The organism is Dactylosporangium cerinum, from assembly GCF_042653625.1.
Classification (GTDB): Bacteria; Actinomycetota; Actinomycetes; order Mycobacteriales; family Micromonosporaceae; genus Dactylosporangium; species Dactylosporangium cerinum.
Genome location: NZ_JBHSIU010000054.1, coordinates 339,335 through 360,461 on the forward strand (window position 1 = coordinate 339,335; position 21,127 = coordinate 360,461).

Below are 21,127 nucleotides of genomic sequence, written 5' to 3' on the forward strand. Positions count from 1 at the left end.
AGCCACCCTACCCAGCGGGCTTCAGCACATGCGCAGGAAGCGGTCCAGGACACGGGCGCCGAACAGCAGGCCGTCGACGGGGACCCGTTCGTCGATGCCGTGGAACAGGGCGGTGAAGTCGAGGTCCGGTGGCAGGCGCAGCGGGGCGAAGCCGAGGTGGCGGATGCCGAGGCGCTGGAAGGCCTTCGCGTCGGTGCCGGCCGACAGCATGTACGGCAACAGCCGCGCGTCCGGGTCCTCCGCGATGATGGCGGCCGTCATCGCGTCGACGAGGGTGCCGTCGAAGCTGGTGCTCACCGACGGCATGCTCTTCCACTCCCGCTCGACGCCGGGTCCGACGACGGCGTCGACCTCGCGCAGGAACGCCTCTTCCCGGTCCGGCAGCAGCCGGCAGTCGAAGATGGCGGAGGCGGTCGACGGGACCACGTTGTCCTTGTAGCCGGCGGAGAACATGGTGACGTTTGCGGTGTCGCGCAGGGTCGCGCCGATCATGCGGGCGACGGACCCGAGCCGGCCGAGGATCTTCGCCGGGTCGTCGCCCTCGTCGAACGGGACGCCGGTGAGGTCGCTCACGCCGGCCAGGAAGTCCCGCACGGGCGGGGTCAGCATGAGCGGGAACTCGTGCGCGTCGAGCCGGGTGACCGCCGCGGCGAGGCGGGCCACGGCGTTGTCGGTGTGCAGCAGGGAGCCGTGCCCGGGGGTGCCGCGGGTGTGCAGCCGGAGCCAGCCGACGCCCTTCTCGGCGGTCTCCACCAGGTACGCCCGGACACCGTCGCCGACCGTCAGCGAGAAGCCGCCGACCTCGCTGATCGCCTCGGTGACCCCGTCGAACAGCTCGGGGCGGTGCTGGACCAGCCAGCCGGCGCCGTTAACCCCGCCGGCCTCCTCGTCGGCGAGGTACGCGAACACCAGATCCCGCGGCGGGACGACACCGTCGCGGCGGAACCGGCGGGCGACGGCCAGACTCATCGCCGCCATGTGCTTCATGTCGACGGCGCCGCGGCCCCACACGTACCCGCCGGACACCTCGCCGGAGAACGGATGGACCGACCACTCCGACGGCTCGGCCGGCACGACGTCGAGGTGGCTGTGCACCAGCAGCGCGCCCCGGTCCCGGTCGGCGCCGGGCAGGCGGGCGATGACGTTGCCGCGGCCGGGGGCGCCGGACTCGACGTACGTGGTCTCGTAGCCGGCGTCCTCGAGGCGCTCCGCGACGTACTCGGCGGCGAGCCGCTCGCCCCGGGTGCCGGACGGCTCGCCGGTGTTGGTGGTGTCGATCCGGATCAGCGCACTGGCCAGCGCCACAACTTCGTCCACGTCCTGCACACTTTCCCGCACGCTGGCGACGGTATCGGTGCATCGGCAGGGCGCCGGCGCACTGAAGGACTTTCCCAGGAGTCGGTACGGCCGATGGACGCGGGTCCGGTGGACCGTGTCGGGTGACCGGGTGGATTGCCGCCGTGGAGAAGGCGTGGCAGGCGGGGATCGTCGTGGTCGCGGCCGTCGGCAACAACGGCAACAGCACCACGAAGCTCACCAACCCGGCGATGGACGAATGGATCCTCGCCGTCGGCGCGACCGCCACCAACGGCACCGCCGCGACCACCGACGACACCCTGGCGACGTTCACGAACCTGGCCGTCGGCGGCAACCAGGTCGACCTGCTCGCGCCGGGCACGTCGATCGCGTCGCTGCGCGACCCGGGGTCCAACATCGACAACACGTACGCGTCGGCGCGGGTCGGCACGACCCTGTTCAAGGGCAGCGGCACCTCCCAGGCGACCGCGGTCGTGTCCGCGGCGGCGGCGCTGGTGCTGCAGTCGAGCCGGCCGCGACCCCGGACCAGGTGAAGGAGTGGCTGATCAAGGGCGGCACGTTCCTGCCGAGCGGCAAGGCCGGCACGATGGGCCTGCTCGAGCTCAACGTCAACGGCGCGCTCGCCCGCACCGGGACCGCGGTGGCGAAGCCGACGTGGAACACCTCGAAGGGCACCGGCACGTTCGAACTGGCCCGGGGCACCAGCCACGTGATGCTCGACAACGCGCCGCTGTCCGGCGAGCGCACCGTCTGGGGCCCCATGGCGGCGCCGACGTGGGCGCCGAAGTCGGCCGCGCAGACGTCGTGGTCCGGTGGCACCTGGATCGGCTTCAGGATCGCCGGCGACGACTGGACCGGCACCTCGCGTGGGCGTCGAAGACCTGGGCGGCGGCGACGTGGACCGCGACGCCGTGGGTGAACGGCGCAACCTGGACCGACCCGGCGTGGACCGGCCGCACCTGGTCGGGGCGGACCTGGTCGTCGGGGACCTGGTCGGGCCGCGCCTGGTCCAGCGACGACTGGTCCGGCACCAGCTGGGCCTAACGTCGGCCGAGGGTGGCGTACTGGCTGAGCATCGCTCCGCCGCCGCACACCCAGAAGGCGACCTCCCACTGCTGGAACAGCGCCACCATCGCTGCAACGAATAGCAGAACGGGTAGCAACGCCAGGGCGCGGTCCACGGCTTTCGAGCCGCGGACCGCGCCACCGTCCCACCACCGTGTCATCCCCCTCAATCCTACTGGATTGGTAGGTTTACCGCTACACGGTCGGCTTGGCGGGCACCTCGAAGTCGTAGACGAACGTCTTCAGGTCGACCTTGACCAGCAGCGTGCCGGTCGGCGCGCCCCTGCCCACCTGCACGCAGGTGACGCTCACGTGCTGCACGGCGTTGGCCGGCAGGCCCGGCAGCGCGTGGGCGTCGGCCGAACCGTCGACCTGGTTGCAGGCGGCGACCTTGCCGTCCGGGCTGCGGAAGCCGTACTTCGCACCGGCCGGACCGACCACCTCGAACAGGGCAGTCTCCGGCGCCGACGCCGACGCCGTGAGCACCCGCACGGACCCCGGCCCGAACTCCGGCGCGTCCGCGCTCGGCTGCGGTGCCGCACTGGTTGCGGTGACCACCGGCACGGCGCTTTCCGAAGCCGCGGCGACCGGCGTTTCCGCTCCGCCGGTGCATCCGGTCAGGGTCGCCGGAAGCAGCACCGCGAACGCCCCCGCACGCAGCAGATATGACAGCTGGAAATTCGCCATGTGTACCCTTTCTCGCCTTACTTCAGGTCGTGATCTTAAGGGGATGGCAATGCATTGCATAGGCCCTGCACGATGCCATGGTGTGCGTTATCTTCCTCCTGCCATCGAGTCTGATGGCTCGCACGGGGCGAACTTGCTCCGGTTCCTGGGGAGGAAACGATGAGTTTCACAAGAAGGGTCGTGAACGCCTCACTGGCGGTCTCGATGGTCCCGATCTCGGTGGCCGGCGCCGCCCTGATCGGGGCGGCACCGGCGGCGGCGTCGGACACCGGCGTGCAGGCCTGCCCACCGGAGGGCGACACCACCAGGTACACGTTCACGAACATCTCGACGTCCTCGCGGCCGACGGATCTCTACAGCGCGTACATCACCGGGCTGGGCACCATCACGTTCACGGAGAACACCACCGCAACGGTGGGTTTCACGGCCTCGGCCTCAGTAACCGCCGAGGCCGGCGTCGTGTTCGCCAAGGCGAGCGCAACGATCGGCGTCAGCGTCACCGCACAGCGGTCGTGGACGTCGGGGTTCAGCTACGCACTACCGGTCCCGGACGGCCAGCGTCGCCGGATGCGGCTGTTCCAGGAGTCCCGCAGTTTCCTCGTCAAGAAGGAGAACTGGAGCTCCGGTCTGTGCACCTTCACGGTCGCATACAGCGGTCAGAGTGCCAACGCGCCACGCACCACGCGTGTCGATGAATGGAAGCTGGAAGCCTGATTTCAAAACCGGCCCCGGCGGATGCCGTCCGCCGGGGCCGGTCCCATTCCGAGGCGATTTCGAAAAGCGATCGGACTGCTATTCGACGCCGGTAGCAAGGTCGCGGACGTGGGGCTCGCAGTCGTCGGTGGCCTCGTCCAGATATTCCGCGGCGACGGCCGGTGCGGCGGCGCCGGTGAGCCCGGCGAGGTAGTCGGCGCGGGCGTAGGAGTGGGTCGTCTCGGCCCACAGGAACCGCAGCGTCGGCACGGCCTCCGCGACGCCGAGCCGACCGAGGCCGCGGGCCGGGGTCTCGGCGGCGCACCACTCCCCCGCCTCGGCCGCCGTGGTCAGCGCCGCGAGCAGCACGGGCACGTCGAGTTCGGTGCCGTGCGCGGCCAGGATGTCCACCGCATGGTCGATGAGCACGGGATCGTCGCCGCAGGCCCAGTCCCGGGCCCGGTCGAGCGCGGCGACGCCGAGCGCGCGCAGCGCCGGTGCGATACCGGGAAGCGCGCCGGACGCGTTGCGCGACGTTCTCGGCCAGGTCGAGCAGGACAGGGTCGCCGCGGCGGCCGAGCTGCCGCAGCGCTTCCATGCGGGCGGCGTCACGCTCCCGCTCGACGGTCGCGACGAGCTGCTCGGACGGCAGGCTCCGCAGCCGGACGGCCTTCTGCCCTGGATTCCGGCGCTGTTGCCGGGCTGTTCGCCTGGCCTCGAACACCGCCTGGATCCGTGGTTCGGTTTCCGCCCACCCCCCCCACGCGCCCCATTTGCTGTCGGCGTTCAGGGCCAGTTCCTCGTCGTCCGCCCGGGCCAGCACGACCGGCGCCAGGCCGTCACACAACGCGGAACCGCCGTGCGCCCACATGGCGCTCAGCGTCCACGCCCAGTACCGCCCCTCGGCGACGTATCGGCGGAGTCCCTCAGCGGCCCGGGTGTCCCCGTCGCGGGCCAGGGCCGCCAGCACGTCGACGGCCAGGCTGATCCGCCACTCGTCGTCATCGGCCGCCTCGACCGGGGCGAGCAGGTGCGCGACGATCGGCCCGCAGTCCAGGCGCAGCCCGGTGACGAGCCGCAGCAGGTACTCCATGCGGCTCTCGACCTGACGATCATCGCGCGGGTCGTCGATGAGGCAGCCGTACACCGCCTCGGCGGCCTCAGGGCCGGGATCGGCCAGGGCCCGGCGCAGGCCGAGACCCCGCCCGCGGCGGAGCTGCCCGGTCAGCGTCTGCGCGTCCATGCGGTGCATGGTGGCACGGGAGCCGATCCACGCCGGTAGAATTTCACGGGTGGCATCACTGGACACGCTGCCGAAGATCGGCGCACCGGCGACGCGCGCCTTGCACGATGCCGGCTACACCGCGTTGCGTGACCTCGCCGGGGTTCGGCGCGCGGAGCTGGCCGCGCTGCACGGCGTCGGGCCGAAGGCGTTGCGCATCCTGCAGGAGGCGCTGACCGAGCACGGCCTCACCCTCGCCTGAGCGCCGCCGGATCTCCCGAGTACTCGGGCGGCAGCACCGGCGTGGGCCAGCCGGCGTCGGGGACGAAGTCGCACCAGGTGCCGTCGAACGGGAAGGCCTACTGGAATAGTATGCAAGCAGGGAAGCGTCAACCGGCGGCGGCCTGCTCGCGAACCAGTGGCTCGCAGTCGTCGGCGGCCTCGTCGAGAACGTCGGCGGCGCCGGACCCGGCCGCGCCGACGAGCCCGGCGAGGTAGTCGCCGCGGGCATAGGAGTGGGTCGTCTCGGCCCACAGGAAGCGCAGGGTCGGCACCGCGGCGGCGACCCCGAGTCGGCCGAGGCCACGGGCCGGGGTCTCCGCGGCGCACCATTCCCGCTCCTCTGCCGCCCTGGTCAGCGCCGCCAGCAGCACGGGCACGTCGACCGCAGTCCCGTGCAGGGCAAGGATGCCCTCGGCAACGTAGACGAGCACCGGGTCGTCGCCGCCGGCCCAGCGGCGGGCACGGTCGAGCGCGGCCGCCCCGAGCGCGCGGATGGCCGCGCCAGTACCGGACGGCGGACCGTACCTATTTCGCAGGGAAACGTCCTCGGCCAGGTCGAGCACCACCGGGTCGCCGCGGCGGCCGAGCTCGGCCAGCGCGGCCCTGACGGCGGCCACACCGTCTCGTCCCACGGTCGCGGCGAGCTGGTCCGACGGCACCGCCAGCAGGGATGGCGATTCCCGCGGCGCACCGCGGGCCCGCCGCCGGGCGTCGAGGACCGCACGGATCCGTGGTTCATCCTCGGCCCACGCGGACCAGGGGCCCCAGTCCTCGGCGGCGGTCCGGGCCAGTTCCTCGTCGTCCGCCCGGGCGAGGGCGACCGCGCCCAGCCCGGCACACATCGTCGGGCCGCACTCCTCCCACATGGCGTTCAACGCCCACGCCCAGTACCGCCCCTCGGCGACATACCGGCGCAACCCGTCCGCGGCCCGGGCGTCCCCGTCACGGGCCAGCGCCGCCAGCACGTCGACCGCCAGGCTGATCCGCCACTCGTCGTCGTCGGCCTCCCGCACCGGGGTGAGCAGGTGCGCGACGATCGGCCCGCAGTCCAGGCGCAGCCCGGCGACCAGGCGGAGCAGGTACCAGTCGCGGCTTTCGCTTTGCTTGTCCTCGCGCGGGTCGTCGATGATGCAGCCATAGACCGCCGAGGCGGCCCCGGGTCCGGCGTCGGCCTGCGCCCGGCGCAGGCCGAGACCCCGCCCGCGGCGGAGCTGCCCGGTGAGCGTCGCTGCATCCATCCGGTGCATGCTGGCACCGACGACCCAGTGGCACACCCGGTTTATCGCGACGGACCGGCGTTCAGGGCCGCCTGAGCGACTGCGGATCGCCGGAGTACTCGGGCGGGAGCGCCGGGACGGGCCAGGATGCGTCCGGGACGAAGTCGCGCCAGGTGCCGTCGAACGGGAAGGCGCCCGCCTCCGCAGCGGCGATCACCCGCTCGCCCTCGGCGCGGATCGCGGCCGCCTCCCCGGCGTCCCAGAAGCCGGGGAGGCCGACGCCGGCGGTGAACTCGTCCTCGTCCTTCCAGCGCCAGGAGCGGTCCGGGGCCAGCACGACGTCGAGGTGATGGTCGACGACGTCGATGCCGCCGTCGCGGCGGTGCGCTGGGGACTCGAGGTTCACGTACCAGCCGGTGAACGCGCCGCCGGAGAAGAACCACCACACCGAGTGGGCCGCGCCGGGCGGGTGCAGCAGCAGCACGTCGGCACCGCGCCAGGTGCGCACCGACAGCGGCGCCGCGCCGTAGGCGTCGATCGTCGGCGAGGCGCGCAGGAAGCCGCCCTCGTCGTTGACGCGGCAGGCGAAGCCGGCGCCCTCCGGCAACCACAGCAGCAGCCCGCGCTCGTCGTCGGCGACGACCCGGGTCGCCTGTGCCCAGGTCAGGTGCGGTCCGCGGAAGTACCGCCGGACCAGGGTCGACTGGGAGCGCATCCATCGATCATATTCGGACCATCTACGATCCTGGCATGGCACGGGTACTGGTAACGGGTTCGACCGACGGCATCGGCCTGGAGACCGCGGCGCAGCTGCTGCGGCTGGGACACGACGTGGTCCTGCACGCGCGCAACGAGGCCCGGGCCGCCGCGGCCGGACTGCCCGGGGTGCCGGCCATCGTCGGCGACCTCGCGTCCCTCGCCGAGACGAAGGCGCTCGCAAAGGACGCCGGGGTCTACGACGTGGTCGTGCACAACGCGGGCATCGGCGGGCAGGACGAGCGGCAGGTGACCGGCGACGGCCTCGAGCGCACGTTCCAGGTCAACACGCTCGCGCCGTACGTGCTGACCGCCCTGATGCCACGGCCGGCCCGCCTCATCTACCTCACCTCCGGCCTCGAATCGGTCGGGGTCGCCGACCTCGCCGACCTGCAGTACGAACGCAAGCCCTGGCACGGCATGCAGGCCTACAGCGACTCGAAGCTGCACGACGTGGCACTCGCGTTCGCGGTCGCCCGGCTGTGGCCGCAGGTGCGCAGCAACGCCGTGGACCCGGGCTGGATCCGCACGAAGCTCGGCGGTCCCAGCGCCACCGACGGCCTGCCGGAAGGCGCCGAGACGCAGGTGTGGCTGGCGACCGCCGACGACCCGGCGGCGGCGGTCACCGGCCGCTACTTCAAGCGCCGCATGGATCTGAAGGCCAACCCCGCCGCGTACGACCGGGCCGTCCAGGACGGGCTGCTCGCCGCGTGCGAGGCGCTGTCGGGCGTGAAGCTCACCAGCTGACGGTGGTGCCGTCGCGGTAGCCGACCCGCCGCGGCGCGACCGCGGCCGGCCGGTCCACGAGCACGCACACGTCCTCGCCCGGCCACCACCAGCCGGCCGCGCGGGCGAGCGCGGACCACTCGTCGAGCTGCTCGGCGTCGCGTGGTTTGAAGGTCGCCAGGCCGAGCTTGCGGATCGCGTCGTGCAGGCCGATCCAGGTGGCGTCCTGCTGACCGTACCAGCAGACCGGCAGTGTCCCTTGTGGACCGAGGGAGGCCCGGACCGGCCAGGTGAGCCCGGCCGCGATCGGGATGTGCAGCGACTGGCGCAGCACCTCCCGCAGCGGCACGCCGGCCTCGATCGCGCGTTGCGGCGGGAGCACCGGCCAGGGCTTGTGCCGGTCCTCCTTCTCGGGCTTCTTCGCCGTCGCGGTCAGGTCCGGGTGGGTGGCCGCGTCGTCGAGGGCGCCGCGCAGCCGGGCGAGGGCGGTGGCGATGTCACCGGCGACCGGCGGTGTCCCTTGTGGACGCCTGGCGAGCACCCACGACTGCAGGTCGCGGTGCGTGGGCAAGCCGGTGAGCAGTGGCAACGCCTTGCGGGGCGAGTCGACCCAGCGGAACGCCGGCGCCCGCCGGTGCAGCCGGCGGTAGATGCCGGCGATGAGATGTTCGGTGGTTGCCCGGTCTGCGGGCCCGGTGGAGCGTCCCACCTCGAGCCACACGCCGAGGATGGGCTCCGCGCGATGCCACAGCTCGATGAGATGAGCCGGCGAGCGGGGAACGGAGCGAAATGCGGGGGCAGCGGCGACACGCCGCGCCGTGGCGGTCAACGCACGAGGGCGGACGCGCCCTTCCGGTGAGTGCTGATCATGTCGTCAATTGTGCGTGCAAGCGTCGCCGACCGCAACCCCGAGGCCCGGGTTCAGAAGTTGCTCAGCGAGGAACCTCGGCCGCTCAGGGCCGGAGGGATCGTGTCACGAGCCGGGATGTTGCTGGTTCTCGATGTACCCCTCGACCACGGCGAGGGTGCATCGCCGCACGATCCGGCGAAGTACGACAGTGACCACATATACCCATCCCACAGGTACTGGCGCAGGTGGGCGTCGTATTCCTGGCGTAGGTAACGCACCGACACGCCCTTGACGGATTTGACCAGCCTCGACAAGGCGACAGCCGGTGTGTAGTGCACGAGGAGTTATACGTGGTCGGCATCGCCGTTGAAGTCGCGCAACTCGGCGCCGACGTCGGCGCACACGGCCCGCATGGTCTCTTCGCAGCGGGTGAGCATCTGATCGGTGAGTGCTCCGCGTCGATACTTTGTGGTGAAGACCAAATGTGCGTGAAGGTTGTGAATGACACTACGACCACGCCGGATATCGGGTCTGGACGCCATCGGGTGACATAGACCAAACGCTACAGTGATGGGGTGAAGCTGGTCGTGCAGGTGAAGCTCCAGCCGACGCCCGAACATGCATCGGCACTGGAGTCGACTCTGCGCGCATGCAACACGGCCGCGTCTGAGGTTGCCGCGCTTGCTCGTGATGTCGGGGTCTACCGCAACTATGACCTGCGTAAGCACGTCTACGCGGGCATCAGGAACGACCACGGGCTGGGCGCGCAGGCCGCGCAGCACGTCATCAAAAAGGTTTGTGACGCCTATAAGACCTTGAGGGCCAACATCCGCGCCGGGAACCTCGGCAAGCCCGGCTCGAAACGGCGGCGCAGTGCCGAAACGAACCCGATCCGCTTTCGCTGGCAGGCCGCCCAGCCATACGACGCCCGGATGCTGTCGTGGCAACCCGACGCCCAGACGGTATCGATCTGGACCGTGGCCGGACGCCTGAAAGGTATCGCGTACACCGGGTCGCCGGACCAGCTCAAGGCCATCGCGGAACTCCCGATCGGTGAGTCCGATCTGGTGCACCGTGACGGCATGTGGCTGCTGTCCGCGAGCGTCGAGGTCGCCGAGGCCGAACCGATCGACCCACAGGGGTTCATTGGCGTTGACATGGGCATCGTGCACATCGCCACCGACTCCGACGGGCGCACCTACGCAGGCAAGGAACTCAACCGGTACCGGCGCCGCCAGATCCGCCTGCGGCAGCGGTTGCAGGCCAAGGGCACCAAAAGCGCGAAGCGACTGCTCGCCAGGCGCCGCCGCACCGAGGCGCGGCACGCCGCGAACGTCAATCATGTGATCTCGAAAAGCATTGTGGCCGAGGCTGAACGCACCTCGCGCGGTATCGCCGTCGAAGAGCTGACGGGGATACGCCAGAGGGTCCGGCTCCGCAAGCCCCAACGGGCCGCACTGCATTCCTGGAGCTTCGCCCAGTTGGGCCAGTTCCTGACGTACAAGGGCCGCCGGGCCGGCGTCCCGATGGTCCAGGTCGACCCCCGGTATACGTCGCGGACGTGTTCGAAGTGCGGTCACCGGGACAAGCGGAACCGACCCGATCAGGCCACGTTCATCTGCCGGTCATGCGGGGTCGTTGCCCACGCCGATCACAACGCTGCCGCCAACATCGCCCAACGCGGTGTCGACGGCTGGGGCGCAGTCAATCGCCCGTACGCGGCCTGACCTCTCACCCAGAGGGGAAGAGACCCGCAAGCCCGCCCCTTCGTGGGCGGGTAGTTGACAGCTTGACGAGTCCGGCGCCGGTCGAGGTGAAACCACATGACGACAGGTAGAAGCCGGCCAGATGATCCTCGAAGTCGACGTGCAGCCACTCGCACCCGCCGGCCCGCGCGCCCTCGACGGCGGCGGCGACCAGCGCGGTCCCGACGCCCCGCCGCCCTGACGCGCCGGCCACGACGGTGTCGAGCACGAACGCGTGACTCGCACCGTCCCAGGCGACGTTCACGAACCCGACGAGCGCACCGCCGTCGCGGGCGCACACCCAGCCGAGGCTGTGCCGGTTGACCCGGGCCCACCAGCCGCTCCCGGTCGGCGGATGCCCGAAGCCCTCCGCGTGCAGCGCTTCCACCTCGGCGTCGGCGAACGCGCCGCGCCACGAATAGCTGATCGTCCCCGTCACCGACATGGACGGCACCCTACCTGTCAGTGACCGGCAGCGGGCTACGCTGCATGGATGTCCTTCCGCCAGGGCACGGGCCGGCTGTGCCTGGACTTCGTCCACACGCTGCGCGACCGTGGCACCGGCCGGCCCGTTGACGACCTCTGCGACGGCCCGGCGCTCGCCGCCTGGGTCCGGCAGTTCGGCCCGGTCGCGCCGGCACCGGGCAGCAGCGTGCCAGGGGTGATCCTCACCGGCGCCCAGCGCCTCCGCGAGGCGGTCCGCACGCTGGTCATCTCGGACACCCCGAAAGCCGATGCACGGGACGCGGTCAACGACGCGGCGGCCCGCTCGGTGCCGGTGCCGTTCCTCGACCCCGGCGGCGCGCTGCGCTGGCAGGCCGCGGACCCGGTCACCGCCACCCTCGCGCTGGTCGCCCGGGACGCCCTCGACCTGGTCACGTCGCCGGCCGCGGCCCGGGTCCGGGCCTGCGCCGACCCGGCGTGCCAGGCGCTGTTCCTGGACGCCTCGCACACCGGCACCCGCCGCTGGTGCTCCGCCGACCCGTGCGGCAACCGGGCCCGCAAACGCCAGGTCCGCGGCGCCCTCAGCGGCGCACCGCCAGCCGGATGAAACTGCACCGTCAGCGGTGCACCGCCAGCCTGGTGAACTCCTCCAGCGTGCCGTCGAACAGCACGTCGGACACCTGGGTCAGCAGCACCCGGACGGTGCCGGTGGCCGGGCTGTTGCTCCAGGTCGTGCCGTAGCCGCCCTCCCAGCCGTACGTGCCGTCGGCGTGCACCGACATGCCGTAGCCCCAGCCTCGGCCGCCGAGCAGCATCCCGCCGCCCTCGATCTGCGCCGGTGTCAGGTGGTTGGTGGTCATCGCCTTGACCACCGGCGAAGGCAGCAGCGACCGTCCACCGTGGAGCATGAACCGGCCGAACGCCAGCACGTCGTCCACAGTGGACGCCAGCCCGGCCGCGCCGTCCGGGAACACCGGCTCCCGGGTCCAGTCCGAAGCGGTCGCCACGTCCGTCTGCTGCTCGCCGCCGAAGTACTCCGCCGGCAGTTCCTCGGCCCGGTCCGCCGGCAGCGTGAAACCGGTCGACGTCATGCCGAGCGGCTCGAACAGCCGCTCCCGCAGCAGGTCGCCGAGCGGCATCCGGGCCGCCCGCGCCGCCAGGACGCCCAGGACGAGGCCGCAGGAGTTGTACGCCCAGCGCTCCCCCGGCTGGAACAGCAGCGGCAGCGTCCCGAACCGCCGCATCCACTCGTCGACGCCGTGCGGGGTCCTCGGGTCGGGCCGGCCCAGGGTCAGGTGCAGGTCCTCGGCGGCCCGCACCACCGGGTACGGCGGGTTGATCGGCGGGTCGGCGGCCGGGTCGAGCAGCAGCCCGTGCCCCATCCGGTAGGTGAACACGTCCTCGACGGTGATCGCCCGCCGCGCCGGCACCGTGTCGTCGACGTCGGCGTCCAGGCACCGCAGCACCCGCGGGCCGGCCAGCTCCGGCAGCAGCCGGTCGACGGGCTCGTCGAGGGCCAGGAGCCCGTCCTCGACCAGCATCATCGCGGCAACGGCCACCATCGGTTTCGTCACCGACGTGAGGCGGAACGGCGTGTCGCGGCGCATCGCAGGGGCGTCCCCGCCGAACGCCGTCGAGCCGAGGACCTCGACCCGGGCCGGCCCGTCCGTGCCCGCGACGCCCGCGACCAGACCCGGCACGGCGCCACGGTCGACCAGTCCCTGCATGTTCCGGTACAACTCGTCCATAGGTTCACCTTATGGTGGTCCCCGTGGAGACGTCCCTGACCGCAGCGGTCGACGCGTTGCGCCGGTCCGGCCTGGAGCCGGTCATCCGCCAGGCACCGCGCCAGTGGTCGGCGAGCCCGGTGGAGCCCGGCGCGTGGGTGCGGATGCCGGGCGACGAGGCGTATGCGGTCGTGACCGTCGCCGACATCCGCCCCGGCGAGCAGGTCGGCGACTGGGAGCCGGTGCGGACGCTGCCGGACCCCACGGCGGTCCTCGGTTTCACCGCCGCGTTCTACGAGCGCCGCCCCGACGCCGACACCCAGCCGCTGGAGCACGGCGATCCGGTCGCGGTGCCGTCCGGGCAGATCCACTCGGTGTTCCCCGAGGACGTCGTGGCCGCCGTCGAGGACTGGACGCAGTGGGAGGCGACGTGGTCGGTCATCCCCGCGGGCGAGCCCGCGGCGCGGCGCCGGGCCCGGCTGCAGCGCCTCGCCAGGTCGAAGGTGGCCGGCGCCGACATCCCCGTCGACGTCGCCCTGGACCCGATGCTGCTGTCGATGCTGTCCGACCAGCAGGCCGAGGACCTCGACGAGACCATCGCCGGGCTGTTCCTGCCCGGGATCCGCTGGTGGTTCCCCCGGGACCGGACCGGCGGGCGCCTCGCCGGGCGGACGCAGGTGCTGCTGCGTGAGGTCGTGCCCCCGGCGAACCCGGCGGGCAAGGGCATCTGGCTGGTCGTGGGCACCGCCCCCGGTGGTGGGCTGCGGGCCGGCCTGGCCAGGTTCGTCGGCAAGTCGACCTATCACCGCTGGGACCGGATGCCGCAGTACTGGCACGCCCCGGCCACCGACGTCGAGGAGCTGTGGGGCGTCGACGGGCGGCACCCGGCCGGCCTGGTCGCCGCCGCCGTCGACGCGCTGCTCACCGGCCGGGCCCTGGACGCCCTGCACCTGTGCGGCGTCACCACGGACCGGGCCACCGCCCGGGTCCTGCAGGGGCTGCCGGAGAGCTTCCGGCTGCGGGAGTGGACCGACAAGTGGACCACCAACGCGACCAGCCTGATGACGAACGCGGCCCCGTGGCGCTGGTCCGCGTCGCTGGTGCGCGGCCAGCGTCCCCGCCGCCTGGAGACGCTCGGCGGCTTCGGCGCCAGCCGCCGGCCCGGGCTGTTCCTCGGCTCCGCCGGTGGAGCCCCACACCTGACGTTTGCGCAGAGCGGCAGCCCGCTGGTCGCCCCGCGCGCCGAATGGGAGCGTGACCTGGACTACGACCTGGTCAGCCTCGGCCTCATCACCCCCGACCAGATCCCGCTGCGACGGCGGTGACATACGCTGCGGGGCATGTCGCTGCATGAGGTCGTGCCCGGGGTGCACGCGTGGATCCAGCCGGACGGCACGTGGTGGGTCAACAACGCCGGTGCCGTCACCGACGGCGGGCAGGTCCTGATCGTCGACACCTGCGCGACCGAGACCCGGACCCGGCGGTTCCTGGCCGCGGTGGACGAGGCCACCGGCGGCAGCCCGGCCCGGCTCGCGGTCAACACCCACCAGCACGGCGACCACACCTACGGCAACAGCCTCCTGCCGGCCACGACCGTCGTCGTCGGCCACGAGCACATGCGGGAAGGCCTGCGCGTCGACCCGGTCATCGACGGTTGCCCGCCGCTGTGGGAGCCCGTCCCCGACTGGGGCGCGGTCACCCGCCGGCTGCCCGACGTCACCGTCCGCGACCGGCTCACCCTCCACATCGGACAGCGGCAGGTCGACGTCGTGCATCCCGGTGGCCCCGCGCACACCACCGGCGACCTCGTCGCGTGGCTGCCGCGGGAGCGCGTGCTCTTCGCCGGTGACCTGGTCTTCAACGGCCTCACCCCGCTGGTGTTCATGGGCTCCGTCACCGGTGCGCTGGCGGCGCTGGACTGGCTCGCCGCGTTCGAGCCGGCGCACCTGGTCCCGGGGCACGGCCCGCTGCTCACCGCCGCCGACATCGCCCCGGTGTTCGACCGGATCCGGCGGTACTACCAGCTGGTGCTGGACACCGCCGGGGAAGGCGTGCGGGCCGGGTTGACGCCCCTGGAGGCCGCCCGCGCGTGCGACCTCGGCGAGTTCGCCGGCTGGGCGGACGCGGAGCGGATCGTGCCCAACCTGCACCGGGCGTATGCCGACGCGCTCGGCACCGAACTCGACGTGGTCGCCGCCCTCACCGACGCCGTCACCTGGCGCGGCTCCCTGATGCCGACCAAGGTCTGAACGGTGCGGCCCGGCTGGACCAACCTGACGGTCCGCGCCGGCGACACCGTCGTCAAGCGATACCTCGGCGCCGACGCACCGGCCCGGCACGCCGCGGAGGTCTCGGCGCTCACCCGGCTGCCGGCCGCGATCCCGACGCCGGCGCTGCTGCGCACCACCACGGACACGGTCGCCACCCGGCACGTCGGCGGGGTGCCCGGCCAGGACCTCGTTGCCGGCGGGCACGCCGAGGCCGTCCTGCACGCCTGCGGTGTGCTGCTGCGGCGGCTGCGGGCCGTCCCGGTCGCGGCACCCGGCCGGGTCTTCGTGCACGGCGACTTCGGCCCGCACAACCTGCTGTTCGACCCGTCGACGTTCGCCGTCGCGGCGGTCGTGGACTGGGAGTGGGCGCACGAGGGCGCGCCCGTCGAGGACCTCGCCTGGTGCGAGTGGATCATCCGGGCGCACCACCCGGCGGCCGCGGGCGCGATCGGGGCGCTGTTCGACGGCTACGGCGCCCGCCCGCCGTGGCCGCTGCGGCAGGCCGCCGCGGTCGCGAAGTGCCGCGCGATGGCCGCCCGCCCGGGCGTGAACACGGGCCGGTGGCAGCGCCACGTCGCGGCCACCCTGGGCCTTCCCGACCTGCCGTTGCGATGATCCGCCGGTAGGATCGTTGCGATGACCGACTGGATCTTCGACGTCATCGACCAGCTGGGGCCCATCGGGGTGGGGATGCTCATCGCCCTGGAGACCCTCGTGCCGCCGATCCCGTCGGAGCTGATCCTGCCGCTCGCCGGGTTCCGGGCCCGGGCCGGTGCCATGCACCCGGTGCTCGTCTGGGTGTCCGCGACGGTCGGTGCCGTCGCCGGGTCGCTGGTGCTGTACTGGGTGGGCGCCCAGCTCGGGTACGAACGCCTGCACCGGCTGGCCGGCAAGCGCTGGTTCCTGCTGACCGGCCAGCGTGACCTGGAGCGCGGCCGGCGGCTCTTCCAGCGGCACGGCTCGTGGTTCGTCGCGCTGTCGCGGTGCGTGCCCATCCTGCGCAGCCTCGTGTCCATCCCGGCCGGGATCGAGCGGATGCGGCTGCCGAAGTTCGTGCTGCTGACGACGGCCGGCTCCGGGGTGTGGAACGCGCTGTTCATCGGCGCCGGCTGGCTGCTCGCCGAGCGGTGGCAGCAGGTCGAGCGGTTCAGCGCGCCGGCCGGCACTGCCGTCGGGGTGCTGCTGTGCGCCGGCCTCGCCGTCCTCGTGGCCCGCAAGCTCCGCCCGTCGTCATGACGGGGAATTTCCCGGGTACGCCAGTTGTCGACAGGAAGTAGCGACGACTCGAGGAGCAACAGGTGGCGAGCAACATCGTGGCGTGCCCGCAGTGCGGCAAGCGCAACCGGGTCCCTGGCGCGGCGAAGGGGACGCCCGCGTGCGGAAGTTGCGGCGCCCGGGTGCCGTGGATCGTCGACGCCGGCGACGACACGTTCGCCGAGGTCGCCGAGCGGTCCTCGACCCCGGTCCTGGTCGACCTGTGGGCCCAGTGGTGCCAGCCGTGCCGGGCGGTGAGCCCCGCCCTCGAACAGGTCGCCACCGAGCTCGCCGGCACGGTCAAGCTGGTCAAGGTCGACGTCGACGTGGCACCGGCGTTGTCGCAGCGCTTCGAGGTGCGGGCGGTGCCGACGCTGATGATCATCAAGGACGGCAAGGTCGTCGCCCGCCAGTCCGGCGGCGCACCGGCCTCGACCCTGCGCCGGTGGGTCGAACAGAGCCTGAGCGCCGCAACCTGACGCTACCGCTCCGCACCTTCGCGCAACTCACCTGTCGGGTGATCGGTCCGATGTTGCTGAACGTCGGAGGTCGGCAGGCGCACGGGCGAAGGGGAACATGATGGCGAAGGACGAGAAGGACAAGGCGACCGAGGAAGCCCCCAAGAAGGGCGGCAAGAAGAAGCTCATCATGATCCTCGCGATCGTCCTGGTCGCGCTCGCCGGCGGTGGCTACGGCGGCTACCTCATGTTCGCGCCGAAGCCGGCCGCGGCGGAGGAGAAGCTCGTCGCGGGCATCGTCGTGCCGCTGGACGCGGTCACGATCAACCTGGCCGACGGGCACTACCTGAAGCTGAAGATGACGCTGCAGGCGACCGACAAGGCGGCCGAGGCCCCGGACGGCAGCAAGGCGCTCGACGCCGCGATCTCCCTGTTCAGCAACATGGACTCCAAGGAGCTGCTGACCAACGAGGGCCGCGAGAAGTACAAGACGCAGCTCAAGGAGAAGGTCATCGTGGCCTACACCGTCGAGAAGGAGAAGGAGATCATGGACGTCTACTACACGACGTTCGTGATCCAGTAGGACGTAGCCGCCGCTCCGACGTGGTGGCAGTGACACCGGTGGGGTCCGTGAGGTTCACGGGCCCCACCTTCGTCGTGTGGTCAGCCGGTGCGCCGCCGCAGCAGGCGCTCCGCGACGACCGTGGTCCCGGGCGCGTCCCGGCCGCCGGGGCCGGGCAGGACCGTGACGTTGTCCAGGTGCAGCTCACCGCCGCACTGGTCGCAGGTGACGCGCGGGTTCGCCGGCTGGCCGCACTCCTCGTGCCGCAGGCGCATCGGCGGCCCCTCGGGTGCCTCGTGCCGGTCGCCCCAGGCCATGACGGTCAGCGCGACCGTGAACAGGTCCCGCCCCCGCGGCGTGAGCAGGAACTCGTCGCGTGGCGGGCGCTGCTCGTACCGGCGGCGAACGACCAGACCGTCGGTGACCAGGCGTTCCAGTCGGTCGGCCAGCATGTTGGTGGCGATGCCCAGGTCGCGGCGCAGCTCCTCGTAGCGGTTGATGCCCAGGAACAGGTCCCGCAGGACGAGCAGCGTCCACGGGTCGCCGACGATGCCGCCGGTGCGGGCGATCGAGCAGTGCATCGCGGCGAAACGGTCCCGGTCCACACCCCCGAGCCTAGTGCATTGCAAGTTGCAAGCGACTAGGCTGTGCGGCATGTACCACGCGATCACCCGGGCCAGGGTCCGGGCACTGTGGCGGCGGATCGGCACGGGCGAGTATCAGGTGGCGGTCGCGACCGCCGCGCCGGACCTGGAGTTCCACTTCGCCGGGCCACCCCCGATCGGGGTGCACCTGCGCGGGCGGGACGCGTTCGCGGACTGGTTCCGCGGCGTGTTCGAGCTGTTCCCCGGCCTGCGGATCACGCTGACGGACGTGGTCGTCACCGGCTGGCCGTGGCGCACGACGGCGGTGGTCAAACTGCGCCTCACCGCCCGCCTGGCCGACGGCAGCACCTACGAGAACCAGGCGATGCAGTGGGTGCGGCTGCGTTGGGGCCGGATGGTCTACGACGAGGTCATCGAGGACACCCACGCCCTCGCGGCGGCCCGGGCGGTGCAGCTGGGGCTCACCGGGCCAGCCGCAGCGTGAGGTAGGGGACCGCGCCCGGCTCCGGCTCGTAGCGGTCCACCTCGACGAAGCCGCGCGCCTCGGCGAACCGGACACCGCCGGCGTTCGCCGCCCAGACCACCGTCTCGACGGCGGGTGCGGCGTGCTGCGCGGCCTGCCGCATGGCCCGCTCGTACAGCGCGGTGCCGATCCCCCGGCCGCGGTGACCCGGCAGCACCCGGACGATCACCGTGGCCGCCGCGCCGTCCTCCCCGGGTGGGCGGACCGTGGTGCAGCCGACCAGGTCGTCGCCGTCGTAGGCGATCTCGAGGAGGTACCTGCCGACCCGCTCGCGCGCCTCGTCGAGGGACATCGCAGCGTCCGGCACGACCGTGTTGTGCACGTGCCGCCAGTCCTCCAGAAGGGCCTCGTCCGACGGTGTCTCGATGCGCAGATTCGTCACGTCGCGGACGTTACTGCCCCGGACACGGAAAAGGCGCCCGGCTGGGCGCCTTTTCGTAGTTCGTCGGGGCTTGTCGGGGTTACAGAGCCCGGCGGCCGCGCCCGGAGACGCCGACCACGAGGGCCACACCCACGGCGGCGAGCAGGACCTGGACGAGCAGCTCGCCCCAGTCGACGCCCGGCGTGTCGGTCGCGATGCCGATCGCGTTGGCCAGGACGGTGCCCAGCAGCGCCGCGACGACACCGATGACCATGGTCAGCCAGATCGGGATGCCCTGCCGGCCCGGGACCACGAGCCGCCCGAGCGCGCCCACGATCAGACCGACGATCAGCGCGGTGATGATCCCAGTGACGGTCATTGCTCCTCCTCCATCGAGACGTTGACGTCTGATGCAGTGATGCCCGTCCGCAGGGAGATCGAAACGCGTTCACGACCTGAGGGCGATGAGCGTGCACCGGTTCGTCGGCGCCTCCAGCCCGGGCAGCGGGGACCGGTCGACCCTGGCGTGCGGCGCCCACCCGGCCGCCGCTAGCTCGGCGGAGATCTCCGCCGGGTCGAGGAACCGGAAGTCCAGGTCGACCTCGTGGCCCCACCACTCGCTCAGATGCATGACCGGGCCGGGGTGCTCCAGGTGTCCGGTGTGGAACGACACCATGACCGGGCCGCCCGGGCGCACGACCCGGTGCAGCTCCGCGAACGCCCGGCCGCGCGCCCCCGGTTCGAGGTGGATGATGGCGTACGCCACCAGCGCGCCGCCGAACACCGCGTCGCCGAACGGCAACCGGCACAGATCGCCGGCGGCGAAGGCGAGGTCGGGCCGGCGGGCCCGCGCGACGGCCACCATCCCCGCCGAGAGGTCCACCCCGACGACGCGGGCGCCGAGCCCGGCCAGGTGCGCGGTGACGTGCCCGGGACCGCAGCCGAGGTCGGCGACCGGCCCGTCCCCGGCCATCGCCACCAGCGCGCCGAGCAGCGCCCGGTCCAGCGGCTTGCCGTCCAGCTCGTCGCCGATCTGGGCGGCGTACCGCCCGGCGACCGCGTCGTAACTTCTCGCGATCTTGTCCACCCGACCATCATTCCCGACCGGTTGCGGATATTGTTGGCGGTCTATCCGTATCGGGGGTTCTCCATGCGAGCCATCGCTGCCGTCGCGGCCGGGGTCACTGTCGCCGCGACATTGCTCACCGCCACCAGCGCGTCCGCCGCCGCGGCGCCGACCACCCTGCCGGCCGGACAGTTCACGCTGTCGTCGAACTACCACCAGTTCGACACCGTGAACACGGCCCTGGTGTCCACGCTGGGCACCGCAGCCGTGCACACCGTCATGGACAACGCCAACCATGACCGGAGCGGGATCACCGACTCGCTCGGGATCACCTACGAGACGGGCTTCCAGTTCGACTCCGGTGACGACGGCGACTGCACCAACTTCCCGCAGGGCATCACCACCAGCCGGGACGCGGTCGGCACCGCCAACAGCGGCAACTACGACGGCCACCAGCTGGTCCTGGTCAGCTGGTACACCAAGGACGGCTGCGACGGCGCCTCGTCGCGCAGCCGGATCACGCTGGTGGACTGGGACGCCACCTACCCGAACAAGTACCGCAAGGTCCTGCTGGTCGAGCCGACCGGCACGGCGGCGGCGCCGAACTTCAAGGACATCAAGGTGCACGCCGGCGGCGTCTCCTGGTTCGGTGACTACCTGTACGTCGCCGACACCGGGCGCGGCATGCGGGTGTTCGACATGCGCAAGATCCTGAAGACGAACACCGGCGGGACCGCGGACCAGATCGGCCGGCAGAACGCGACCACGTACTACGCGCACAACTACGCCTACGTGCTGCCGCAGATCGGCACGGTCACCGCGGCGACCACGTCGGGCACGAACCTGGCCTGGTCGTCGATCTCGCTGGACCGGGTCAGCCGGTCGATCGTGATGACCGAGTACACCTGCTCGTCCGGCTGCACGGACTACCCCAACCGGGCGCCACGGGCGGTCCGGTTCCCGTTCGCCGCCGGTGCGGCCACGTTCGCCGCGAGCACCACGGCGACGCAGGCGCTGCAACTGCCGTGGTACAAGCTCAACGGCGTCGCGTCCCACAACAACCGCTGGTGGTTCAACTCGTCCGGGTCCAAACAGCTCTACTACTGGACGCCGTCGGCGGGGTCGCACACATACGCGTGGGTCAGCGGCGGCGAGAGCATCAGCTACTGGGAGGACGCGGCCGAGGCGGACCTGCTGTGGTCGCTGCAGGAGCAGGTCGGCCATCGCAACGTGTTCGCGGTGAAGCAGGCCAACTTCGACGGCTGACAGGACCCGCTGCCCGCCGGCAATTCGGTCG

Annotated in this window: 30 protein-coding genes and 1 pseudogene; 17 read left to right on the plus strand and 14 right to left on the minus strand. The window is 72.0% G+C overall.

Translation table 11 applies throughout. The features are described from left to right. Positions 1-21: 21 nt before the first annotated feature. Positions 22-1,338 (minus strand): M20/M25/M40 family metallo-hydrolase, encoded by a 1,317-nt coding sequence (locus tag ACFPIJ_RS39580; RefSeq protein ID WP_380123292.1) that lies wholly within the window; start codon positions 1,336-1,338, stop codon positions 22-24. Positions 1,339-1,439: 101 nt separating this feature from the next. Between ACFPIJ_RS39580 and ACFPIJ_RS39585 the strand changes: the two genes are divergently transcribed. The 3 genes from ACFPIJ_RS39585 to ACFPIJ_RS39595 are packed head-to-tail and all read left to right on the plus strand — an operon-like array spanning position 1,440 to position 2,361. Then, positions 1,440-1,850, plus strand: a complete 411-nt coding sequence (locus tag ACFPIJ_RS39585) for a S8 family serine peptidase (RefSeq protein WP_380123294.1) — start codon at positions 1,440-1,442, stop codon at positions 1,848-1,850. Further along, on the plus strand, positions 1,847-2,236 hold the full coding sequence (locus ACFPIJ_RS39590) for a hypothetical protein (protein WP_380123296.1): 390 nt from the start codon (positions 1,847-1,849) through the stop codon (positions 2,234-2,236). Before ACFPIJ_RS39585 ends, ACFPIJ_RS39590 begins: the two co-directional genes overlap by 4 nt. After that, complete coding sequence (locus ACFPIJ_RS39595; protein ID WP_380123298.1) at positions 2,233-2,361, plus strand: hypothetical protein; 129 nt, start codon at positions 2,233-2,235, stop codon at positions 2,359-2,361. The genes ACFPIJ_RS39590 and ACFPIJ_RS39595 overlap by 4 nt, the downstream gene beginning before the upstream one ends. Here ACFPIJ_RS39595 and ACFPIJ_RS39600 read toward each other — a convergent pair. After that, positions 2,358-2,543, minus strand: a complete 186-nt coding sequence (locus tag ACFPIJ_RS39600) for a hypothetical protein (protein ID WP_380123299.1) — start codon at positions 2,541-2,543, stop codon at positions 2,358-2,360. The genes ACFPIJ_RS39595 and ACFPIJ_RS39600 overlap by 4 nt on opposite strands. A 34-nt stretch (positions 2,544-2,577) precedes the next feature. Further along, positions 2,578-3,069, minus strand: coding sequence for a hypothetical protein (locus ACFPIJ_RS39605; RefSeq protein WP_380123301.1), 492 nt, complete (start codon positions 3,067-3,069; stop codon positions 2,578-2,580). A 180-nt stretch (positions 3,070-3,249) separates the two neighbouring features. On the opposite strand from ACFPIJ_RS39605, the gene ACFPIJ_RS39610 reads away from it, so the two are divergent. Continuing rightward, positions 3,250-3,783 (plus strand): hypothetical protein, encoded by a 534-nt coding sequence (locus ACFPIJ_RS39610; RefSeq protein WP_380123303.1) that lies wholly within the window; start codon positions 3,250-3,252, stop codon positions 3,781-3,783. Between the two features lie 78 nt (positions 3,784-3,861). Here ACFPIJ_RS39610 and ACFPIJ_RS39615 read toward each other — a convergent pair whose 3' ends face one another. Next, complete coding sequence (locus tag ACFPIJ_RS39615) at positions 3,862-4,191, minus strand: hypothetical protein (protein ID WP_380123305.1); 330 nt, start codon at positions 4,189-4,191, stop codon at positions 3,862-3,864. On the opposite strand from ACFPIJ_RS39615, the gene ACFPIJ_RS39620 reads away from it, so the two are divergent. Together ACFPIJ_RS39620 and ACFPIJ_RS39625 are read left to right on the plus strand one after the other, a co-directional pair. After that, a complete protein-coding gene (locus tag ACFPIJ_RS39620) occupies positions 4,184-5,044 on the plus strand; it encodes a hypothetical protein (protein ID WP_380123306.1) in 861 nt (286 codons plus the stop codon). The two genes, ACFPIJ_RS39615 and ACFPIJ_RS39620, sit on opposite strands and share 8 nt — an antisense overlap. Positions 5,045-5,054: 10 nt before the next feature. Then, positions 5,055-5,246: a helix-hairpin-helix domain-containing protein gene (locus ACFPIJ_RS39625; RefSeq protein WP_380123308.1), complete on the plus strand. Its 192-nt coding sequence runs from the start codon at positions 5,055-5,057 to the stop codon at positions 5,244-5,246. A 127-nt stretch (positions 5,247-5,373) separates the two neighbouring features. Here ACFPIJ_RS39625 and ACFPIJ_RS39630 read toward each other — a convergent pair whose 3' ends face one another. Then, positions 5,374-6,504 (minus strand): hypothetical protein, encoded by a 1,131-nt coding sequence (locus tag ACFPIJ_RS39630; RefSeq protein WP_380123310.1) that lies wholly within the window; start codon positions 6,502-6,504, stop codon positions 5,374-5,376. 61 nt (positions 6,505-6,565) lie between these two features. Next, the gene (locus ACFPIJ_RS39635; RefSeq protein WP_380123312.1) at positions 6,566-7,198 is read right to left on the minus strand and encodes a ribonuclease FAU-1 family protein; all 633 of its coding nucleotides are present in this window, start codon (positions 7,196-7,198) and stop codon (positions 6,566-6,568) included. Positions 7,199-7,233: 35 nt separating this feature from the next. Between ACFPIJ_RS39635 and ACFPIJ_RS39640 the strand changes: the two genes are divergently transcribed. Further along, positions 7,234-7,986: an SDR family NAD(P)-dependent oxidoreductase gene (locus ACFPIJ_RS39640; RefSeq protein ID WP_380123314.1), complete on the plus strand. Its 753-nt coding sequence runs from the start codon at positions 7,234-7,236 to the stop codon at positions 7,984-7,986. Here ACFPIJ_RS39640 and ACFPIJ_RS39645 read toward each other — a convergent pair. Continuing rightward, positions 7,976-8,686: a DUF6745 domain-containing protein gene (locus ACFPIJ_RS39645; RefSeq protein WP_380123316.1), complete on the minus strand. Its 711-nt coding sequence runs from the start codon at positions 8,684-8,686 to the stop codon at positions 7,976-7,978. The genes ACFPIJ_RS39640 and ACFPIJ_RS39645 overlap by 11 nt on opposite strands. Positions 8,687-8,938: 252 nt before the next feature. Next, positions 8,939-9,357: pseudogene (tnpA, locus tag ACFPIJ_RS39650) on the minus strand (IS200/IS605 family transposase). A gap of 33 nt (positions 9,358-9,390) precedes the next feature. On the opposite strand from tnpA, the gene ACFPIJ_RS39655 reads away from it, so the two are divergent. After that, a complete protein-coding gene (locus ACFPIJ_RS39655) occupies positions 9,391-10,542 on the plus strand; it encodes an RNA-guided endonuclease InsQ/TnpB family protein (RefSeq protein WP_380123318.1) in 1,152 nt (383 codons plus the stop codon). Positions 10,543-10,546: 4 nt separating this feature from the next. Here ACFPIJ_RS39655 and ACFPIJ_RS39660 read toward each other — a convergent pair whose 3' ends face one another. Further along, positions 10,547-11,005: a GNAT family N-acetyltransferase gene (locus ACFPIJ_RS39660; protein WP_380123320.1), complete on the minus strand. Its 459-nt coding sequence runs from the start codon at positions 11,003-11,005 to the stop codon at positions 10,547-10,549. Between the two features lie 48 nt (positions 11,006-11,053). Between ACFPIJ_RS39660 and ACFPIJ_RS39665 the strand changes: the two genes are divergently transcribed. Further along, on the plus strand, positions 11,054-11,611 hold the full coding sequence (locus ACFPIJ_RS39665; protein WP_380123322.1) for a CGNR zinc finger domain-containing protein: 558 nt from the start codon (positions 11,054-11,056) through the stop codon (positions 11,609-11,611). Positions 11,612-11,621: 10 nt separating this feature from the next. On the opposite strand, the gene ACFPIJ_RS39670 is transcribed toward ACFPIJ_RS39665, so the two are convergent. Next, the gene (locus tag ACFPIJ_RS39670; RefSeq protein WP_380123324.1) at positions 11,622-12,752 is read right to left on the minus strand and encodes a serine hydrolase domain-containing protein; all 1,131 of its coding nucleotides are present in this window, start codon (positions 12,750-12,752) and stop codon (positions 11,622-11,624) included. A 23-nt stretch (positions 12,753-12,775) separates the two neighbouring features. Between ACFPIJ_RS39670 and ACFPIJ_RS39675 the strand changes: the two genes are divergently transcribed. The 6 genes from ACFPIJ_RS39675 (at position 12,776) to ACFPIJ_RS39700 (ending at position 17,296) form a co-directional block, all read left to right on the plus strand. Next, positions 12,776-14,056, plus strand: coding sequence for a hypothetical protein (locus ACFPIJ_RS39675; RefSeq protein ID WP_380123326.1), 1,281 nt, complete (start codon positions 12,776-12,778; stop codon positions 14,054-14,056). A gap of 15 nt (positions 14,057-14,071) precedes the next feature. Continuing rightward, on the plus strand, positions 14,072-14,980 hold the full coding sequence (locus ACFPIJ_RS39680) for an MBL fold metallo-hydrolase (RefSeq protein ID WP_380123328.1): 909 nt from the start codon (positions 14,072-14,074) through the stop codon (positions 14,978-14,980). 3 nt (positions 14,981-14,983) lie between these two features. After that, complete coding sequence (locus tag ACFPIJ_RS39685; protein ID WP_380123330.1) at positions 14,984-15,616, plus strand: phosphotransferase family protein; 633 nt, start codon at positions 14,984-14,986, stop codon at positions 15,614-15,616. A 21-nt stretch (positions 15,617-15,637) separates the two neighbouring features. Further along, on the plus strand, positions 15,638-16,237 hold the full coding sequence (locus tag ACFPIJ_RS39690) for a DedA family protein (protein WP_380123332.1): 600 nt from the start codon (positions 15,638-15,640) through the stop codon (positions 16,235-16,237). 62 nt (positions 16,238-16,299) lie between these two features. Beyond that, positions 16,300-16,734, plus strand: a complete 435-nt coding sequence (gene trxA, locus ACFPIJ_RS39695; RefSeq protein ID WP_380123334.1) for a thioredoxin — start codon at positions 16,300-16,302, stop codon at positions 16,732-16,734. A 100-nt stretch (positions 16,735-16,834) separates the two neighbouring features. After that, a complete protein-coding gene (locus ACFPIJ_RS39700; RefSeq protein ID WP_380123336.1) occupies positions 16,835-17,296 on the plus strand; it encodes a flagellar basal body-associated FliL family protein in 462 nt (153 codons plus the stop codon). An 80-nt stretch (positions 17,297-17,376) separates the two neighbouring features. On the opposite strand, the gene ACFPIJ_RS39705 is transcribed toward ACFPIJ_RS39700, so the two are convergent. Continuing rightward, positions 17,377-17,880, minus strand: coding sequence for a winged helix-turn-helix transcriptional regulator (locus ACFPIJ_RS39705; protein ID WP_380123338.1), 504 nt, complete (start codon positions 17,878-17,880; stop codon positions 17,377-17,379). 49 nt (positions 17,881-17,929) lie between these two features. Here ACFPIJ_RS39705 and ACFPIJ_RS39710 point away from each other — a divergent pair, with 49 nt between their 5' ends. Beyond that, complete coding sequence (locus tag ACFPIJ_RS39710; RefSeq protein WP_203854627.1) at positions 17,930-18,364, plus strand: nuclear transport factor 2 family protein; 435 nt, start codon at positions 17,930-17,932, stop codon at positions 18,362-18,364. On the opposite strand, the gene ACFPIJ_RS39715 is transcribed toward ACFPIJ_RS39710, so the two are convergent. The 3 genes from ACFPIJ_RS39715 to ACFPIJ_RS39725 all read right to left on the minus strand — a co-directional run bounded on the left by ACFPIJ_RS39715 (position 18,342) and on the right by ACFPIJ_RS39725 (position 19,851). After that, positions 18,342-18,785, minus strand: coding sequence for a GNAT family N-acetyltransferase (locus ACFPIJ_RS39715; RefSeq protein ID WP_380123340.1), 444 nt, complete (start codon positions 18,783-18,785; stop codon positions 18,342-18,344). The genes ACFPIJ_RS39710 and ACFPIJ_RS39715 overlap by 23 nt on opposite strands. A 79-nt stretch (positions 18,786-18,864) precedes the next feature. Then, positions 18,865-19,143: a GlsB/YeaQ/YmgE family stress response membrane protein gene (locus tag ACFPIJ_RS39720; protein WP_380123342.1), complete on the minus strand. Its 279-nt coding sequence runs from the start codon at positions 19,141-19,143 to the stop codon at positions 18,865-18,867. 69 nt (positions 19,144-19,212) lie between these two features. Then, positions 19,213-19,851: a class I SAM-dependent methyltransferase gene (locus ACFPIJ_RS39725; RefSeq protein WP_380123344.1), complete on the minus strand. Its 639-nt coding sequence runs from the start codon at positions 19,849-19,851 to the stop codon at positions 19,213-19,215. A 63-nt stretch (positions 19,852-19,914) separates the two neighbouring features. Between ACFPIJ_RS39725 and ACFPIJ_RS39730 the strand changes: the two genes are divergently transcribed. Further along, a complete protein-coding gene (locus ACFPIJ_RS39730; protein ID WP_380123346.1) occupies positions 19,915-21,096 on the plus strand; it encodes a hypothetical protein in 1,182 nt (393 codons plus the stop codon). The last annotated feature ends 31 nt before the right edge of the window (positions 21,097-21,127 follow it).